The organism is Ligilactobacillus aviarius subsp. aviarius DSM 20655, from assembly GCF_001436315.1.
Taxonomy (GTDB): domain Bacteria; phylum Bacillota; class Bacilli; order Lactobacillales; family Lactobacillaceae; genus Ligilactobacillus; species Ligilactobacillus aviarius.
This window is the reverse complement of record NZ_AYZA01000004.1, coordinates 39777-57314: the sequence shown is the minus strand read 5'-3', so window position 1 is coordinate 57314 and position 17538 is coordinate 39777. Positions and strand designations below refer to the sequence as shown.

18 protein-coding genes are annotated in these 17538 nt (G+C 42.1%); 7 read left to right on the top strand and 11 right to left on the bottom strand.

The window, feature by feature from the left end:
* Positions 1-82 precede the first annotated feature (82 nt).
* Positions 83-961, top strand: coding sequence for a LysR family transcriptional regulator (locus FC33_RS00540; RefSeq protein WP_057826681.1), 879 nt, complete (start codon positions 83-85; stop codon positions 959-961).
* On the opposite strand, the gene FC33_RS00535 is transcribed toward FC33_RS00540, so the two are convergent.
* The 3 genes from FC33_RS00535 to FC33_RS00525 form a co-directional block, all read right to left on the bottom strand.
* On the bottom strand, positions 958-2292 hold the full coding sequence (locus FC33_RS00535; RefSeq protein ID WP_057826680.1) for a flavocytochrome c: 1335 nt from the start codon (positions 2290-2292) through the stop codon (positions 958-960). The genes FC33_RS00540 and FC33_RS00535 overlap by 4 nt on opposite strands.
* Positions 2293-2363: 71 nt before the next feature.
* Positions 2364-2795 carry a MarR family winged helix-turn-helix transcriptional regulator gene (locus FC33_RS00530; RefSeq protein ID WP_057826679.1) on the bottom strand — a complete coding sequence of 144 codons (432 nt, stop codon included), beginning with the start codon at positions 2793-2795 and terminating at the stop codon, positions 2364-2366.
* A 227-nt stretch (positions 2796-3022) separates the two neighbouring features.
* Positions 3023-3451 (bottom strand): CopY/TcrY family copper transport repressor, encoded by a 429-nt coding sequence (locus FC33_RS00525; protein ID WP_057826678.1) that lies wholly within the window; start codon positions 3449-3451, stop codon positions 3023-3025.
* A gap of 180 nt (positions 3452-3631) precedes the next feature.
* On the opposite strand from FC33_RS00525, the gene FC33_RS00520 reads away from it, so the two are divergent.
* The 4 genes from FC33_RS00520 (at position 3632) to FC33_RS00505 (ending at position 8724) form a co-directional block, all read left to right on the top strand.
* A complete protein-coding gene (locus FC33_RS00520; RefSeq protein WP_057826677.1) occupies positions 3632-5326 on the top strand; it encodes an oleate hydratase in 1695 nt (564 codons plus the stop codon).
* Between the two features lie 259 nt (positions 5327-5585).
* Positions 5586-6203, top strand: coding sequence for a DedA family protein (locus FC33_RS00515; protein WP_057826676.1), 618 nt, complete (start codon positions 5586-5588; stop codon positions 6201-6203).
* Positions 6200-6472 carry a DUF454 family protein gene (locus FC33_RS00510; RefSeq protein ID WP_057826675.1) on the top strand — a complete coding sequence of 91 codons (273 nt, stop codon included), beginning with the start codon at positions 6200-6202 and terminating at the stop codon, positions 6470-6472. Before FC33_RS00515 ends, FC33_RS00510 begins: the two co-directional genes overlap by 4 nt.
* Before the next feature lie 230 nt (positions 6473-6702).
* Positions 6703-8724: a KUP/HAK/KT family potassium transporter gene (locus FC33_RS00505; RefSeq protein WP_057826674.1), complete on the top strand. Its 2022-nt coding sequence runs from the start codon at positions 6703-6705 to the stop codon at positions 8722-8724.
* Positions 8725-8784: 60 nt separating this feature from the next.
* Here FC33_RS00505 and FC33_RS00500 read toward each other — a convergent pair whose 3' ends face one another.
* From FC33_RS00500 to FC33_RS00480, 5 genes are read right to left on the bottom strand one after another with little or no spacing between them, the layout of a single operon-like run.
* A complete protein-coding gene (locus FC33_RS00500; RefSeq protein ID WP_057826673.1) occupies positions 8785-9483 on the bottom strand; it encodes a zinc-ribbon domain-containing protein in 699 nt (232 codons plus the stop codon).
* Between the two features lie 14 nt (positions 9484-9497).
* Entirely contained in the window at positions 9498-10379 is an 882-nt protein-coding gene (locus FC33_RS00495; protein WP_057826672.1) for a lysophospholipid acyltransferase family protein, read from the bottom strand.
* On the bottom strand, positions 10373-11341 hold the full coding sequence (locus tag FC33_RS00490; RefSeq protein WP_057826671.1) for a glycosyltransferase family 8 protein: 969 nt from the start codon (positions 11339-11341) through the stop codon (positions 10373-10375). The genes FC33_RS00495 and FC33_RS00490 overlap by 7 nt, the downstream gene beginning before the upstream one ends.
* A gap of 14 nt (positions 11342-11355) precedes the next feature.
* Positions 11356-12183 (bottom strand): glycosyltransferase, encoded by an 828-nt coding sequence (locus FC33_RS00485; RefSeq protein ID WP_057826737.1) that lies wholly within the window; start codon positions 12181-12183, stop codon positions 11356-11358.
* 10 nt (positions 12184-12193) lie between these two features.
* Positions 12194-12967, bottom strand: a complete 774-nt coding sequence (locus FC33_RS00480; RefSeq protein WP_057826670.1) for a 1-acyl-sn-glycerol-3-phosphate acyltransferase — start codon at positions 12965-12967, stop codon at positions 12194-12196.
* 143 nt (positions 12968-13110) lie between these two features.
* Here FC33_RS00480 and FC33_RS00475 point away from each other — a divergent pair, with 143 nt between their 5' ends.
* Together FC33_RS00475 and FC33_RS00470 are read left to right on the top strand one after the other, a co-directional pair.
* Positions 13111-14199: a DHHA1 domain-containing protein gene (locus FC33_RS00475; RefSeq protein ID WP_057826669.1), complete on the top strand. Its 1089-nt coding sequence runs from the start codon at positions 13111-13113 to the stop codon at positions 14197-14199.
* Positions 14200-14211: 12 nt separating this feature from the next.
* A complete protein-coding gene (locus tag FC33_RS00470; RefSeq protein WP_057826668.1) occupies positions 14212-14622 on the top strand; it encodes a peptide deformylase in 411 nt (136 codons plus the stop codon).
* A gap of 49 nt (positions 14623-14671) precedes the next feature.
* On the opposite strand, the gene FC33_RS00465 is transcribed toward FC33_RS00470, so the two are convergent.
* The 3 genes from FC33_RS00465 to FC33_RS00455 form a co-directional block, all read right to left on the bottom strand.
* Positions 14672-15448: a YibE/F family protein gene (locus tag FC33_RS00465; RefSeq protein ID WP_057826667.1), complete on the bottom strand. Its 777-nt coding sequence runs from the start codon at positions 15446-15448 to the stop codon at positions 14672-14674.
* Complete coding sequence (locus tag FC33_RS00460; RefSeq protein WP_057826666.1) at positions 15448-16548, bottom strand: YibE/F family protein; 1101 nt, start codon at positions 16546-16548, stop codon at positions 15448-15450. The genes FC33_RS00465 and FC33_RS00460 overlap by 1 nt, the downstream gene beginning before the upstream one ends.
* A gap of 134 nt (positions 16549-16682) precedes the next feature.
* Positions 16683-17402: a glucosamine-6-phosphate deaminase gene (locus FC33_RS00455; RefSeq protein ID WP_057826665.1), complete on the bottom strand. Its 720-nt coding sequence runs from the start codon at positions 17400-17402 to the stop codon at positions 16683-16685.
* Positions 17403-17538 lie beyond the last annotated feature (136 nt).

The window sequence follows — 17538 nt, the reverse complement described above, 5'->3', positions numbered from 1 at the left end:
TAATATTCATAGTCAAATTCATGTGCTATTATAAATAGTATTTATATGAAAAATTAAATCATTGATAAATCAGGTGATTAGCATGAACATCAAAGATATTGAATATTTTAATGAATTGATGACGACTAAAAATTTTTCAATTGTTGCCCAAAATTTTAATGTCAGTCAGCCAACGATTACGATGGCCATCAAACGCTTAGAAGAAGAATTCAACACAAAGTTCTTTATCCGCAACAAATCGCATAAGGAATTGATCGTAACTGATTCCGGAAAACAATTCTATGAACATAGTAAACACATTATGCAAGAGCTGAAAGTCGCTTCCAAAGAAATTCGCGACGCTGACGAACAAAAAATCATTTTCGGCCTTCCGCCAATTATCGGAACATATTATTTTCCGCCGATTACGCCTGAGCTGCTTCGCAACGGTCTGCTTGATGACCTTACGATCGTCAGTCGCGGATCAAGTTTCTGCCGAAAAATGCTTTTAAACGGTGACCTTGATATTGCGCTGCTTGGATCAAACTATTCGTTAAAGGAACCGAATTTAATTACCGAAACCTTCGCCCGTTCCCCATATAAAATCATCGTTGGGGACGACCACCCATGGGCCAACCGGCAATCCGTCAGCATTGAAGAACTTCGTGGTCAACGCTTTATTTCGCAAAATGAAAGTTTCGTCCAGCACCGGGCATTAAAAAAAATGGCCCGGCTTGGCCATTTTCGATTAAACATTGTTTGTCAAACAGATAACGTTAACATTTTAAAAGCCCTTGTTGCCGAAAATATCGGCATTAGTCTCCAAACGGCCATTTCCATTAATCCCGATGATCATTTGCATGCGATCGATATTGAGGCTGAAGATTTCCCAATCTTTAACATGTCAATCGCCTACCATGCGCGGCACTACTTAACCGATAAACAGCAACAGCTTTTAGACATTTTGCGAAAATCAATTTAATCCTTACTTGATTGAATTCCTGCTTGGCGGCCAAAAACAATTGTTTCAGCAATCGAATTCCCGCCGACCCGGTTGTTTCCATGCAATCCGCCGGCAACTTCGCCAGCTGCAAATAATCCGGGAATAACATTGCCGTTTTCATCTAAAACGCGGGTTTCCTTATCAATATGGATTCCACCCATTGTATAATGAACGGCCGGAGCAACATGAATTGCATAAAACGGGGCCGCATCAAGCGTGCGCATTCCTGTATGACGTCCAAACTGGGCGTCTTTTTGATTTTCAACCGCAGCATTCCATTCAGTGACCGTTTCATCAAATTGATGCGGATCAACGTTGATTTGATCAGCCAGTTCAGCTAACGTATCGGCTTGTTCAACCAATCCGACACTTTGATAGAACCCGAGGGCTTTGACCCGTTGAAAAACCTTTTGATCTAAAATCAGGTACGCATGTCCGGTTGGTTGAGCAATAATTGCGTTTGAAACCTTTTTCCGGGTATCAAGTTCATTAACAAACCGCTTGCCGGCATTGTTTACTAAAATTGCGCCTTCACCGCGGACCGTTTCCCCAATCAAGTACGTGTGCGGGTTATCTTGCTGAACGGTTGGATGAATCTGAACTAAATTAAGCTGAACCAACTGCGCTCCAAGGTTCTGGGCTAATTTTAAGCCGTCTCCCGTTGCCCCATCTTGATTCGTTGTCTTAAAGTTAGCGTATTGCGGCGCATACCGCTTGATCAATTCTTTGGAAGCCCCGAATCCCCCGGTGGCGAGAATCACTTTGCGGCATTCAAGGTGAATTTGAGCTCCATTTTGAATAACCGTTAATTGAAATCCCGTTGCGGTTCGTTGTAAATCCGTAACCTTACAATCCGTCCGAATTTCGATTCCAGCATTTTCAACCGCAGCGGCGAGTTTCTTTACAAGATAAGCCCCAATCGGTGAAGTATCCGTTGGCCGGTGAGTTCGGGCTAAACTCATTCCCCCAAGCGTTGTCAGGTCTCCCAGATCGACATCATACTGTTTAAGCCATTCGATCGCCCCATTCGTATGGGTTGTAAAGTATTGCAACAATTGAGGGTCATTCATTTTACCGCCCGCCTGGAACGTTTCATTATAGAACTGTTCTGAACTATCAATGATCCCATTTTTAAGTTGTAAATCAGTTTCGGCGGCATTCATTCCCGAAGATGCGCGCATTGAATTGCCGCCAATTCGCGGCATTTTTTCTAAAATCATTACTTCTTTACCAATTTCGTGAGCTTGCAATGCCGCGGTCAATCCGGCACACCCAGCACCAATCACGATCGTTTCAACCTGATTTTTCATTTCAATTCCTCCTTAAAATACAACAAAACGGCAATAGAACTGACGTCGCCGCCAGCTCCATTGCCGTTATTTTAATTTTCATTATTTTCGTCGATCACATCAAGTGCCCGTTCAAGCACCCGTTTGAAAATTGCCAAGTCTGAAGGTGAAACCTTCTTTTCAAGGCCATCTTGCAGCCGTTGCCAAAATTCAGTATTATTATCCATCATTTCGACGTACTTCTTTGTAACTGTAAGGTGATATACCCGCCGATCTTGCTGATCAACTTTCTTTTCAATCAAACCAAGCCGCATTAACTTCTTAATGTGGTAATTTGTATTGGGAGTTGATTGATTTAACATCTTTGAAACCGCGCCAATCGTTGTGTTATTGGCTTGATTGATGGCTTCAAGGTAGTACATATCAATTGCGCCCAACTTTTCAAACTCTTTGTATTGGTTTAAGTGATTGTGAAGTTGAACCTTTTGCAACAGATCGATCATTGTCTTTTGCATTGATAACATAATTTAACACTTCCCACCTATTCTTATTCTCTCTTAAGTAACCATTATACGTCGGGGCCTAACCCTTTGTAAATAAACAAAATGATTGCCGAGACTGGACAGCCACTTAAAAAATCTTTGAAACGTTTTAACAAAAAATCTGGTAACGATCAGTTTCAGGAACCGCTAACCCTAACCCTTAACGGTTGCATCTGCTTATCGTTAAATAATATTTCGCTTCCTTTCACTTATTCCTTCCACTGGGAACATGATAAACAATTACACTCCAATTTAGTTGGTGCATTCCTTAACTTCATTCTTAGTGTTTCCTGCAAACGCAAAATATCATCCTGCGTCAGCGGAACCTCCTTAATCACTTCATCAAGGGTCCTACCCACGTGCATCTGACAGATTTTCCCCACAGAATCCATCAATTGATGTTCGATTGTCTCCTGCTCAGGGACATTCGGATAATACGTGAATGCTCGTCCATTCTTTTCAATCCGGACAATCTTTTTATCTGCAAGCCGGCGCAGCAAAGTTTTAACGGTTGCTGGTTTCCACTGAAACTTCGCAGAAAGCAATTCGGTCAACTGACGACTGGTTGCACTTTTCAGCGTCCATAACAGCCGCATAATTTCCCATTCAGCATTACTAATTTCAACTTTTGCTGGCATGCTTAACTACCCTTCTTTGTCCTAGCTTTTTTACCTTAAATTTTACAATATAAGTCAATAGTTTGTAAACGATAACGTTTGCCAATTTTAAAGAGTCTTAAGGTTTAAAATCAACCAAAATTGATCTAACATAGTATAATATAAATGTAATCGTTAACAACATTTTTGGGAGGGATTAATATGATCAAAAGCAAAGCTGTAATGATCGGTGCTGGAATTGCCAACATGGCTGCAGCAGTCTACTTAATTCAAGAAGGCCACTGGAACCCAGAAAACATTACGTTCTACGCACTCGATAAACACGGTTCAAATGACGGCTCAACTGCATCAGAAGCCGCAACTGAATATTGGAATAAAAACCATCCAATGGAAAACACGAAAGGATTTATTGCGCGGGGCGGCCGGATGTTAAACTACCGGACATACGTCGACTTGATGGATCTGCTTGACCGGATTCCATCAGTTACAGAACCCGGGATGACTGCTGCTGAAGATACCCGTGATTTTGATGCCAAACACCGGACATACGATGTTGCCCGGCTTCTTCAAGGCGGAAAAGGGATTGTCGATGGTCACAAACTAGGCTTAAACAACACTGACCGGTTATTATTAACCAAATTGATCTTAATGCGCGACGATGAAGAAACAAAACTCGATAACGTTTCAATTGCGGAATACTTCAAGGATGATCCGCATATGTTCCAAACGAATTTCTGGTACATGTGGGAAACAACCTTTGCATTCCGCACCCAATCATCTGCTCAAGAATTACGGCGCTATATGCACCAAATGATCTACGAATTTACTCAAATCGAACACTTAGTCGGGGTCAACCGGACACGTTACAACCAATTTGAAAGTATCATGCTTCCATTGATCAAATACCTTGAAGGTGCAGGATGCAAATTCGTAATGAACCGGCGGGTAACTGCCTTTGAATTTAAAGACACGAAGATGCAAGATGAAATCACGGTTACCGGATTAAAGATGTTAAATACTGACAGCGGCCTTGAAGAACACGTTGCCATTGATGATGAAACGGCCGTCTTCTTTACCAACGGTTCAATTACTGATTCCGCAACGTTGGGCGACTACAATACGCCTGCCCCTGAAAACCCAGACTATGGTGCCGCTTCATCGCTTTGGAAACAAGCAACGGAACACTTCTATAACCTTGGTAATCCAGATAAATTCTTTGCTGACCGGGATGCATCCGAATGGGTAAGCTTCACGTTAACAACTAAAGACCACACGTTGATCAATGAAATTACCCGGATCACGAACCAGGTTCCTGGAAATGCGCTGAATTCATTTATTTCAACCGAACCGATCACTCCGTTAGGTCAAAAAGACGTTAACATGTCGATTGTTGTTCACCACCAACCGCACTTCACGACGCAAAAGCCAAACGAAACGGTTATTTGGGGTTACTTCTTATACCCACGGCGCGAAGGTGAATTTGTTCACAAGCAATACATCAAGATGACCGGGAAAGAAATGCTTGAAGAATTGCTTGGTCAACTTTCAAAGGTTGATCCTGGTCCAACAAACATTATGAAGAAGAAGGATCAAATTCTTGAAAGCGTCATTAATTGTATCCCGGTATACATGCCATACGCTTCTGCCCTCTTTAACAACCGGGCAAAAGCTGACCGACCAAAGGTAATTCCGGACTTTTCAACAAACTTGGCATTCACCGGTGAATTTGTTGAACAACCATATCAAATGATCTTCACTGAAGAAAGTGCCGTTCGGTCTGGTGAAATTGCCGCCTTCCACTTTGCTGGTGTTCCAGACTCGAAACTGGTTAAGACTCCGCGGTATGACCATGATCCGGTAACCTTGATGAAGGCTGCAAAGCGAATGTTTGATTAATTGAGAAGGTGTGACAAAACGCTAAAAACGAGCGTGGTGGAAGCAGAAAAGCGAACGAATCGCGCGGAGGTTTGCGCCCTTCACTAGCTTCGCGTCGCAGCTCGTTTGTTTTGGAACCCGATTATACAAATCTTGTAAATAGGCTGTGGCTCACAGGTCACAGCCTATTTTTTACTTTTTTATTAAGTCCAATCATTCCCCTCGCTTTTTACTGTCAATTCAGGTAAACTGTCATTACTTAAAGTGCGAAAGGATCTTTATGAACACAACAATTATTGATTTCATTAGTAATTACGGCTATTTGGCCGTCGCAATTTTAATTGCCGTTGAAAATATTTTTCCGCCGATTCCATCTGAAATTATTCTAACTTTCAGTGGGTTCTTATCAATTTCAGCCCATTTAAATCTTGGCGGCCTGATCATTGCATCAACAATCGGAGCGTTAGTAGGCGCAATCGTCCTTTACCTTTTAGGCAAGCTGATCTCGTTTGAAAAACTCGAACGGTTGATCACCGGTAAATGGGGGAAAATTCTTCATTTTAAAATGGAACACCTTGAGAAAGCCCAACGGTTCTTCGAACGTCATGGCAGTTCCACTGCTTTTTGGGGCAGATTTTTGCCCGTTGTTCGCAGCTTGATCTCTGTTCCCGCTGGAATGGCTGAATTTCCAATTAAACGCTTTTTAATTTTTACCGCCGGCGGTTCGTTGATCTGGAACGCCGTTTTGATTGTCGTCGGTCGATTGGCCGGGACGTCCTGGGAACGTTTCTCCGTTTTAATTGAAAAATACAGTTTTGTCCTTCTCGCCGTTGTAGTTCTGATCGGCGGAAGCGGATATTTGATCTATCGCATAAAAATGAAAAGGAGCACGAAATGACAACATACGCAAAGAAAACCTGCTGGTTAATTGGAGCCATTTTCTTCTTTATTCTGGGAGTTATTGGAATCATCCTACCAGTTATTCCGCAAATTCCATTTTTGATCATCGCCTTTTTCTGTCTATCAAAAGGCGCGCCGAAAGTTCATCACTGGATTCGGACCCGGAATTTTTATCGGAAATACGTTTTAAAGTTTGAACGTAAATGCACCCAAATAGCGGCGCAGCATCCTTTTTTACAACGAATTGCGCGCCATTTTCATCATTAATCACTTTAACTTCAACTAAGATTGTGACATCAGTCGCAATCTTTTTGCATTATTTGACCATGATTAATTTGCGAATTATTTTTTACATTACAAGAAAATGACAATTCGTAAAAAACACCGAAATAGTTTTCAAAAATGGTATTATATTCGTTATAATACCTTTTGTTTAATTAATTTAAATATAAGTAATTAATGCAATTATTCTTTTATCCATAAGGAGGAAAACAACTTTGTTAAAGAAATATGGCAAAGAATACTTCTTAGGAGCAATTATTACCTTAGGGATCGTTTATGGCGATATCGGGACATCCCCGTTATATGTTATGAACGCCTTGATTGGTGATCAGGGCGGTGTTTCCCGGGTAACTCCTAACTATATTATTGGCTGTTTGTCATTAATTTTTTGGACATTAATGATCATCACGACGATCAAATACGTTGTGATTGCCATGCGCGCCGATAACCACGGTGAAGGTGGAATTTTTGCCCTTTATGCATTGGTCAAAAAGCGGGCAAAATGGCTGATCATCCCGGCGTTGATCGGTGGGGCGGCAATTCTGGCAGACGGAACATTGACCCCCGCTGTTACGGTCACAACGGCGATCGAAGGGTTAAAAGGATTCAAGTTTGGAAATCTCATTCCGGTCTCGAACCAAAATGACGTTGTCTTCATCACGATTGCCATCTTGCTGGTCCTGTTCCTTGTCCAGCGACTAGGGACCAGCTCGATCGGAAAAACTTTCGGGGTCGTCATGGTCTTTTGGTTCGGCTTTCTGGCCGTTTTCGGGTTTGCCAATATGTGCAAGGACTTAACCGTTTTACGCGCATTGAACCCAATTTACGGCTTGCAAGTCCTTTTCAGTCCGCATAACAAAATGGGAATCTTCATTTTAGGAAGTATTTTCCTGGCAACGACTGGGGCTGAAGCCTTGTATTCTGACATGGGACACGTTGGCCGGCGAAACATCTACATTACCTGGCCATTCGTTTACCTATCATTGATTTTGAACTACTTCGGTCAAGGGGCTTGGATCATTCACCAAATCAAACACCAAACCGTAACGTCAAACATCAATCCGTTTTACGATATGCTTCCGCACTCGGTTTACCTTGTCGGGGTTATCATTGCAACTTTGGCCGCGATTATCGCTTCTCAAGCTTTGATCACCGGGTCATACACCCTAGTTGAAGAAGCAATCGGATTGAAGATCTTACCACGATTAAAGGTTTACCATCCAAACGTGTTGAAGGGTCAGATCTACATCGGAGTTGTTAACTGGATTCTGTGTGTGATCACTTTAAGTGTTGTCTTCTTCTTCAGAACATCTGAACACATGGAAGCCGCTTATGGATTGGCAATCACGTTGACAATGCTGATGACGACGTTCCTGTTATTCGAATACATTCGCGGCCGGTGGTCAACGCCGCTTGCGCTAACGTGTCTGCTGTTCTTTGGCACGATTGAAACGATCTTCTTCATTTCAAGTTTAGTCAAGTTCGTTCATGGTGGTTACGTTACAGCATTAATTACCGCTGTTTTGATCTTCATTATGGTAATTTGGTACTACGGTAATCGTGTTCGGGACGATTTAATGGACGCTACCGAAGAAGTTTGCCTGGACGATTACGTTGATCAATTAGTTGCCCTTTCACAAGACGAAAGTATTCCATTGTACATGAGCAACTTAGTCATGTTAGCCAAGGTTAAACCTAACCACAAAGTTAAACGGGAAATTTTATATTCAATTTTGGATAAACAACCTAAACGGGCAAAGGTTTACTGGTTCGTAACTGTCAACACGACCAACGAACCGTATACAAACTACTACACCGTTGATATGATGGGAACCCGGAACGTTGTTAACTTGCAGCTTTACCTTGGATTCAAGTCAAATCACAGTTTGAACCTTTACTTACGGCAAATCGTTAATGACTTGATGGATCAAGGAGTTATCGACGAACAGCCGCAAGAATACACCACTACACCTGGACGGAAGGTCGGCGACTTTGTCTTTGTCTTGATTCGGGAATTACTTTCACCGAACACCAATCTTTCACCCTGGAAACGGTTCTTGATTTCGTCGCGGATCTGGTTACAGAACCATTCAACTAGTCCGGTTCAATGGTTTGGGCTTGAATTTAGTGACGTGAAGGTCGAACGGGTCCCGCTTTACTTAAAGAAGCGCCAGATGCCGTTTGTTAACCAGCAAAAGATCATTAACGCTGAACTTCCAGATGAATCTGAAGAATAATTGTTTAAATGAATAATAAAAAAGCTTGCCAGATGGCAAGCTTTTTTTTGATTGCTAAAATTACGGTTCCTGATAGTTTTGCGCAATTGTATTCCAATTGTCGCTTCCAGGAGCTCCCTGTTGCAAGTACCCTTGAGCGTTGATTCGATACCATCCAATTGTCGGCGTGGATTCCGGATCAGCATGAATACTCTTCATAAATGCACTTTGGTGATTTTCTTGAACCTGAATCTCAACGCATCCATGGTCATCTGTACTTTGACCAAAAATAAATGCATCCTGATCAGCCGGCGTCAATGGCGGTTCATCCGTGTTATTCTTATTCCAATCTGCCATGATATTAGCATAGACCCACTTATTAACTTGTTGGGTCGTCAGGTTCTTTGTATTAACATCCGGCATGGTTTGAATTGCCGTTTGTCTCCCTGAATTGGCACTTGCAGCTGTCGAAGAAGCAGCCGTTGTTGGGGATTTTTTAGCAACTGAAGAAGCCTTTTTCTCCGTCTTAGGCGAAGTTGAAGCCGGCGACTTAGATGAATGCTTCCCCGTCGCCTGCGCAATTCCAAAAAGCACAAGAATTAAAATTAGAATAATTGCAATTACAAGGTAAATCACTTTGCGCTTTCGCTTGCTGCTCTTCTCCTTTGCGGCTTCCCGTGTCATCGGCTGATCTTCATCAGCTGTTAACTTTGCCCCGCATTGTTTGCAAAACTGATTATGCGGTTGATTTTCAAATCCACACTGCGGACATTTTTTCATTGATCCATCCTTCTTTATTTTTTATCTTGAGGTCCAACCCATCCGGCGATATCTTCCGGATGAAAATCATACGTCAATTTCTTTCCGTATGCTGCTTCATACGCTGCTTTCTTTTGCTCGTAGTCCTTTTCCATCATCCAGATACTGTTCTCCCGGGCTGATTTATGCGGATCAGGGGAAATTATCGGCAAAATGTGTAACGTCGCTTTGACGCGGTGAATTTGCCCCTTCGCGTTGGGCTCAAAACTTTCAAGATCATGCAGCTCAACAAAGCATGAAATAATCGGCGCTCCGGCTTGGGCCGCATAATAATATGTTCCCCGCTTAAACGGTCGCGGTTTCCGGTAATTAAACCACATTTCTTCTTCAGGATAGATCAAAATGTAGTTTCCAGCATCAATCGTTTGTTTGATCAATTTCGGAAAAGTTCGGCCTAAATATTCAATACTGGTATTTAACGGAATGATATCAACGTTGTTTAAAAGAAATCCGACAAGTCCCTTCATTCCAAAATTAGTATCCTGACTAACAATGTACAACCGCTTATGAAGCTTTTCCGTCATTTTACGGATAATTGTATTCTCCAACGGATTAAAGTGATTGCTGGTAATCACCGCGCCCTTATGCGGATCGAGACCCTTAAGGTTTTCCCAGCCGACAATTTCCGTTTTCGTGTTTTCTGCCCAGGTAACTGCCCGGTAAATTGTTCGCGCAACAACATTTTCTGCTTTTCCAAATAAAGTCTTGCGGCGGTCAAAGTACTGGCTGATCAGCTCCAACCGCTCCTTATTCGATAACTGCGGATCGTCAACTTCAACCTTTTTATTGAAGTTTCCGTCCTTAATATTCTGCTTAATATTCGCGATCACTTGATCCCGATTCGGAAAAATTAACATAACTTAATTCGTTCTCCTTGTGCAATAACCTTTCTAAATGTCCCTTCCGTTGCTGGCAATGCCGCTGCCCGTTCCATCAGCTTATCAAGTTTTTCAACTTCGCCGCGGCGTTGTTCGTCCGTAAAGTTGTCCTTTTCAGCATGGATCTCTTGGGCGTAAGGCGTTGCATCCGCATATTTCCAGAAATAATTTTCATACATTACATTATCAAAGTGCCATGGTTTATAAAACAAATTATAGTGGACCAATTGGGGAGCTGTCAGTTTTTCAGCATCATACTGATGATCTTTGGGCATTGCATTCCACGTTTCATCAAGATATAAAATGCGGTCGCGACACATCATATTCAAATAATCCTGATCAGGTGCAATGCAGGCAAAGTAGTGCTTATTCATTACATTGAGAAAGTGTTCCGTAAAATGTTCTTCGCGAAAGGCTTTCATATTGATCAGCAGCACTCCTGAATTAATATACGTCTTATATGGAATTCCAAGGGCGCCTTCAATGTATTTGATCATTCCCGGAACATGCCAAATTGAATGATCCGGCGCAGCCCCAATCAGGTTATTTCCAAGGTCGATCCGATATAAATCAGCCAAATTACCGGGAACGACCGCATCACAGTCAAGGTAAATTGCCTTATCATATTCCGGAAATTCATCGGCTAAGAACAGACGATAAAAAATCGATAATGTAAAGAAATCAAGCCGTAAATAATTTTCTTCCCGGTTAGCAATGCGACTCAGATCAGCCTTTAAGAAATGTGTTTCAACCTCAACATTGGCGGTCGCCATTCCTTCAAGTTTTTGCCGGTTCGCGTCACTTAAACCGCGATGGATGATCCAAATTTTGTAATGGTCTTGGGGCGCTGCATTTTCAATGATCGACCGGATCATTACACTTGTATACTTTGCAAAACCGTCATCAATGGTTAAAAATACTGGAATAACTTCATTTTTCATTTTTATTCGCCTTCTTATTTTGCCAAATTCGGGACTAACTGTTGATATTCATTTAAAATATCATCATATTCATGAATTCCAAGAACATCGTGAACTTGCTGAACTTCCCACGGTTTGATCGTTTGGATCTTGAATAGCGGGAAAAACTTAAAACTCGTTGTAAAATGCTGAAAAACGGTATCGGCATGCAACTGGTGCTGTTCGTTATACTTCCGCGGGGCGATCCGTTTCGCCTGAGCCAACTTATTGAGCGCTGACTGATCCGGCATAAACATCCAGCGCTTCACACACCTTTCCCGCGCCCGTTCAAACAATTTGGTTTGGTTGATTTTTTCCATATTTAACAAGAGCACCCCGGAATTAATGTAATCCAAGTGCGTTAAACTATGATGGAAAAACCAGCGGCCATAATAGTCCAGCACCCCGACAAATTCAACATCGGTAATATCTTGGTGATAAAATTCACGCGGATCTTTCCGACAAACAACATCACTATCAAGATAAAGCAATCTCGCTGGCAGGTCAGGAAGCTGGTCGGCAAAGAGCCGTAACATTGCATACGGGGTAAAACGCGTCCCCATATTCTTTCGCGGAATTTGCCGTTCAAACAAGGCCGTGCAGTCATACTTCTTAACAAAACTATGCCGATTGGTCCGTTGCACTAACTGATTCAAAAATGAAATCGTCCGATCAGGAATTGCATGGTAATCCTTTTCTGCGGTATGAAGCTCCATTGTCATAATGTAAATATGAAGTTCATCTGGTTCATGTTTCAGCAGTGACAAAATCGAAATCAATAATCCGTCTTGAATATTTTGATCACCGCAATATAGAAGATTCATGCCGTTAATTTCACTTTTCCTTTCGTTTGACATACTTAACATATTCAACGTCGCTTAACGCCGCCCGCTTTTCCATTTGCTGCTTAACGTCCTGCATTAATTTCCGCTGCCGCTCTTTCCGCGGAAGGGTCGAATCAGGATAAATTGGGCCATCAAAATACGTAATCATTTGCGGTCGATTTTCTCGCCGCGCTTTTTGATAAGTGTTGGTCATTACAAACGATGGCGCGTTCGTTGTGATTGGAAAATGGAAAGCAGCTTCTGAAAACGGCCGAACTCCCGTGTAATACGGCCACACATGGGCTTCGGGATACACCGTTACAAAATCACCCTGTTTGATATGATAATCAACTGCCTTAATTAAAGAAGGAAGTTGATGAATATCTGACGGAATCGGCATTGCCCCGCCATAAGGAAGCAACGGTCCGATGATCGGCATTCCTAAGTTAGCTTGGGCACAAATTACATAGTACTTACGGGCCCCTCCTGCAAGCATTGGCAAAAAAACATCACCCACCGGCTGCGTGTGATTGGCATAAATAAAATATCCCTGGCCGCGATATGGCTTGAGGACGTCTAAGTTCGCAAACCGCTGCCTTAAGACCAGCTTGTTAAAGCCGTATCCAAAGGCTTTGGCCCCAGCTGATATCACGGTCGCTAAAAAATTAAATTGCCAATCAGTTCGAATCCACTTAAAGTTGTCTTTAAGCTGATAGTTCTGGTCGGCAGTTTCAACCAGGTCTTCATCAAACCCAGTAAAATATTGAATCTTGTTTTTTGCCAAAATCCGATCCCGTCCTTAATTTCAGACTATTCTCCTTTTAAGTATGATACCCAAATTAGCAATCATCGTCAAACTGACGGGCTTTGATATGCTATAATTAGCATGATTTTAGATTCAGAAAATTAGAAATATGAGGAACAAGATTGAAAAAACAACAGTACATTAAATTAATTTCACACAACGACTTAGACGGTTTTGGCGCTCCCCTTCTTTTGGAGGCCTTACAACCTGAGTTATTCAGTAACGTGACGTTTGATTTAACAACGTGTTCGGCTGGCCGGCTTGACCAGGAACTTGAACGGTTCTTCCGCCAACCCGATGTTCAAAAGTACAGCGATATTTACATTATGGATATGACGCCTGACAGCGATTATTCATTCCAACAGCTTGAACAGCATTTTGCAAACCACTGGCTGATTTTTGATCACCATGAAAGCGAAGAAGAACTGCGTCAAAAGTATGCTGCCAACTGTATTTCACCCGCTAATCCGGCAATCAATCCCAGTGCCGTGAGTCTTGTATGGGACTGGGTCAGCAAACAGGTCAACTTTGCCAACGTTCCGACTGCGCGCCAACAGGAATTGCAAGAAATCGTCGAACTGATTCGGGCATATGATACCTGGGATTGGCAAAATGATCCGAACATGAGCAACGAAGAACGGAAAGCAGCCGATGAATTAAACCAGCTTTTCTGGTTTTATCCGTTAAGCCAGTCTCAGTCATTTGTAACGAAGGTTTATCAAACAGGCTGGAAACAGTATCATGACCAAAATACGTTATTGATCAATACGTTAAACGGCCGGCGGCAACGCTACCTTGACAAGCACCTTAAAAATGTTGTTGAGTTCACCGTTGACGGTCACTCATTCGGCGTTGTCTATGCCAGCGACTTCAAATCAGAAATTGCCCATGCCCTGCTTCAACGGCACGATGTCGAAGCTGCATTGGTAATCGACGCCCATAGCGTTTCGCTTCGGAGCAATGGTCAGTTAGATGTTGCTGAATTTGCTGCTAAGTATTTCAACGGCGGCGGTCATGCGGATTCAGCCGGCGGCGTTTTACCGCTTAACCCGATCGAAGAAGCCGAAAAGAAAATCGTCGAAGCCGTCAAACAACAAGCACAAGTCAATGCTGAAACGCAAACTCAGGCTGACGAAAATCTCGGCAACCTCGCCGATTCAATTTCCAAAGAAGCGGCCGCTAAACTTGCTGCCCTTTTCAAAGATAAATAAGAGGAAAATAGCATGATCAAAGAAATTATCCATGACGTTCATTTTTTATCACAAAAATCAACGCCGGCAACTTCAGCTGACATCCAAGCAGTTCGAGACTTAAAAGCAACGTTTATTGCCAATTCTGACCGGGCTGCCGGATTAGCTGCCAACATGATCGGCATTCATAAGCGAATCATCGTGTTCGGTCTTGGAAAATTGCCTGTAATGATGATCAATCCGGAAATCATTGCGCAGGACACCCCTTACCAGACAACGGAAGGCTGCTTATCGCTTGATGGGGTTCGGCCAACGCAACGCTTCAAGCACATCACGGTTAAATTTCAAAACGAACAATTCCAGTGGCAAACCCAAGATTTCACCGATTTGATTGCTGAAGTCATTCAACATGAGATCGATCATTGTAATGGAATTTTGATTTAAGAAATAGGCTGCAGCCCTTCAAGGACCGCAGCCTATTTCTTATCTTAAATTAATCTTCTGTTTTTTCTTTTGCTTTTTGCTGTTTTTCAAGCCGGTGAGCCATCAAAAACGTGGTGATCATGATGACGCAAATGACCGCAACGGCTGAATACAGCACCAGCATACATTCAGAAACAAAAATCTTCGCGTTGATACAATATCCAATTCCGGCATGGACCTTCGCCAGCAGAACAAATAACGCCAGGTCACTCCCAAACATTCCGAAGAACAACGTGTTAAAGGTCATTCCCATAATTTGCGAGCCGATGTTGCTTCCGCTTTGATAAAGTTTTTTCTTGGTAATGTCAGGGTTTTGATCGATAATTTCTTGCAACCCGCTTGAAATGGCGATCGCGGCTTCTGAAATTGCTCCCAGCGTACTTAAAATCGCCGTTGAGATTGCTAACTTTTCAAAGTTGATCCCAATCAAAAGGTTGAATGCTTCGATTTCATCCGACTGTTCCGTTGAAAAGCCTTTGATCTGAGCCCAGTGATCCATTGGAACGATCATGATGATCATGACGACCAGGACAATGATCGTTGCTTCAAACGCAATGTTGGTTGAGCGATCATCGCTGTTTCCCATATAAATGGTCGTCGCCAAAATACAGATCCCAGCAAACAACGAAACCAGCAGCGGGGGAAAGCCGCTTGAAATTAAAATAACGGTTACGAATAAAATTCCGAAGTTCAGCAAAACGCTAAAGAACGATGACGTTCCCTGCTTTCCGCCAAAAACCATCATTAAAACAGCTAATACGATCGTTAATGCTAAAATTGACGGCATTAGTCAGCCCTCCTTCTGCTTAAGAAACGCGAACAGAGGAAACTTGCAGTTGGAATCACTAATGTAATTCCAATCCCACTGATCAATGCTTGGGCCACCCCCAGGCCCATTGCCCATGCAAAGGTATATCCGTAAGTATTTCCTGTTCTGAAGTAAAGAACGGCAATTGCAAATGTTTCAGCAAAGAAGATCATTAACAAGACATTAATCAGTGGTCCCATGATTGCATGCCCAACACCTTGGCCTGATTTGAACAACTGCTTTGCCGAAATATCCGGCTGGGTTCGTTTAAGTTCAAACAATGTTGAAACAATATCGGTCGATGCATCCAAAACTGCCCCTAACAGTCCAATAATCGTCGCCGACAAGAAAAGCTGTTCTGGTTGCTGGGTCGCGTAATCAAGCGCTTCATAATGGATTCCATTATTCCCTGTCAAATTCAGAATTCCGATTCCGATTGCCATCGCCATTGTCGTTCCAATTACAATTGACAGGAATGAAACCAGCGTTTGCTTATTCCACCCGATAACAAGAATCAGTGATAATCCTGTAAATAACACCGCACTGATTGCAAACAACCAGAAGAAGTTCGTAAAGTCAAAATCAACGTCCATCTGAACGAAAATTAAGAAGATCACAAAGTTAATTACTACACTTAACAATGCCCTTAATCCTTTTGCATGCATTGTGAGGTAAAGTAATCCAACGACTAACCAAAGCATCATTACTAAGTATGTATCTCGCTTATAGTGCGAAATGACCGCGGTCAATTTACCGCCATCATGGTGCAGCTTCAAGAAGACCTGTTGCCCCTTGAAGTATTCCTGATCATAAGCACCTGACTTGGAGAATTGATTCTTCAAGTGGATGATTTCGCCTTTGCGCGAACCATTAATGATTTTAAGCGTTAATGATTGCTCGGTTGTTTCGTCTTTATTTTCGTATGCGTCTTCGGTTTGAACCGGCTTGGCATTTTCAACCTTAATGACCCGTCCAATATCTTGTTTGTACAAAAACGCATCATGCGAAGTGAAGAAGTAAAGTACTAATCCACTTAACAAAAGAACAATTACCTCAATCAATGTTCTTTTTTTACTCATAAATATCACCTCGATGACAACCTCTAAGATAGCATTCATTTAAATAAAATAAAAGTGATATTCATGTTAAATTTTGAACACAAAAAAGAAGAATCCGTGAACTGGATTCTTCTTCAAATCTTTAAAACCTTGTATTAGTTTAATTTACTCCGATCAAGCAAAGCTGCGGCTGCTTCATCAATGATTACCGTCACGTTTGGATGCTTTTGCAAAACGCTAGCCGGGACATCCGTTGTAACTGGTCCCTGGATCATCTTTTGAATTGCTTCAGCCTTCTTGTCACCGTATGCTTCAAGCAAAATATGTTTAGCTGTCATGATCGAACCGATTCCCATTGAATATGCTTCTTTCGGAACATCTTCTTCACGTTCAAAGAACCGTGAGTTGGCATCGATCGTTGATTGGGTCAACTTGATCTTGTGGGTTGTCGAGTCAAATGGCGTTCCGGGTTCATTAAAACCAATGTGGCCATTCCGTCCCAATCCTAAAAGTTGTAAATCAATTGGATTTTCTTCAATAATTTTATCATACCGCGCTGTTTCAGCTGCCGCATCCATGTTCGTCCCGTCCGGAACATATGAGTGTTTGAACTTCTTGTACTTGAAAAGGTGTTCATTCATAAAATAGTGGTAACTTTGATCATTATCTGGAGTTAAGCCAACATATTCATCCAAGTTTACTGAAACGCAATCAGAAAAATCTAAATCACTTGCAACGATATCTTCATAGGTTGTGATCGGTGTACTGCCAGTTGCTAAACCAAATACCTTGGCTCCGTTCTTCATTTCGTTTTCGTATAATTTGAGAGCTTCTTTTCCGCCTTCATTTTGATCCTTAACAATAATAACTTTCATCAAAATAACTCCCTTTCGTTCATCTATTTGGTATAGTCCAATTATACGATGGACTATACCTTTTTTCAACCCCTTTTCGAATTTATTCTGATTGATATATCAGCTTTGTTATCGTTTTCGCAGTATGGTATGATAA